The following is a 1,169-nucleotide window of genomic DNA, read 5'->3' as shown; positions in this document are numbered from 1 at the left end:
AGCAACGTCAGGTGGACATCTACATCGGAGCGTTGTTCTCGGGGAATACCCCTTGGCAGGGCAAGACGGACACGAAGTTCATCATCGAGCAACTGGCCAAGGCGGGCATCAAGTTAGAGCGTGAGGAGGATGCGAAGGCATAACAGATTTGGGTAATGGGTACTGGTGCTCGTGAGGTTCGAATCCTCACGGCATCGGTTAAACGAAACACGAAACATAGGAGCACGAACAATGAAAAGTTTTGCATCATTCGAAAAACAATATAAGCCGACAAAGCGTACGCCGACAGCGGACGACCCTAGCGAAGACATCCTCTTCGAAACCTACGGAGAGGACGAACAGCTAGTGCGGAAGACGAACCCGAAGCACGTCTGGACACTGCTCGACGGCGAGCACGAAACAATCATCTGTGCTGGTATGCACTTCTGCAACCGCATCAACTACATCATAACGGAGACCGCATGGGACGATAAAAACCTATGCTTCCGCTATGTCGACTAAAGGAGAACGAACAATGGACAAATCAATCTACTCACTTGCGGACATTCAAAACATCTGCGACACCCACGAATGGTCAGCACTCGTAAACATAGGCGGGGGACAAATAGAGGTGAGCGTCTACGACGATAGCGATGGCTTCGGCGTATTCACCCCCACCGAAATCGATGCGGAGACGTACACCTTTAGGTTGTATGACTGCCCATCAAAAGGAGAAAACAAATGACACAAGCCGACACACTGCGAAAGATTAGAAAGCTGACGTCATTCAAATCCGACATCGGGTTTGCAAACGTCGGACACGGAGAGGCAATCGACCTCATCGAATACGTCAACAAGCTGGCTACACAAGCCCTACAGAAAGGAAAAAAGAAAAAATGAAACGGACGATTGAAATTGAAGATACCCTCGAGGAGCGGGTGGCGAATGCCATCGAAAGCGTACAAGACGAACTCAAGTCCTACGTTGAACAGAATCCCGAGACTGAAGAGCTTCCATGTTTAAACAACGACTTGGATTACAGCGGTGCCATCCATGAAATCGTCGACGGGTCAGTTCCCATCTACACCTACGAGATCGAAACTACATGGTTCCTCCATGCAAGAGAGCTCGAAAGTGCCTACGAAAATGCGGGACTCGGCGACAACCCCCGAGAGAACAACGGCATGAGT

General features: G+C 50.0%; 3 protein-coding genes. All 3 read left to right on the top strand.

Annotation, left to right across the window (positions count from 1 at the left end):
• Positions 1 to 231: 231 nt before the first annotated feature.
• The gene (locus tag EBS36_07520) at positions 232 to 501 is read left to right on the top strand and encodes a hypothetical protein (protein ID NBU32996.1); all 270 of its coding nucleotides are present in this window, start codon (positions 232 to 234) and stop codon (positions 499 to 501) included.
• Positions 502 to 514: 13 nt separating this feature from the next.
• Complete coding sequence (locus EBS36_07515) at positions 515 to 724, top strand: hypothetical protein (GenBank protein NBU32995.1); 210 nt, start codon at positions 515 to 517, stop codon at positions 722 to 724.
• Positions 725 to 875: 151 nt separating this feature from the next.
• A partial coding sequence (locus EBS36_07510; protein NBU32994.1) for a hypothetical protein occupies positions 876 to 1,169 on the top strand: 294 nt, incomplete at its 3' end.

Source organism: Actinomycetota bacterium (genome assembly GCA_009923495.1).
Lineage (GTDB): Bacteria > Actinomycetota > Actinomycetes > S36-B12 > UBA5976 > UBA5976.
Note: the sequence above shows the minus strand (reverse complement) of the source record. Positions and strands in the feature narration are given on the sequence as shown.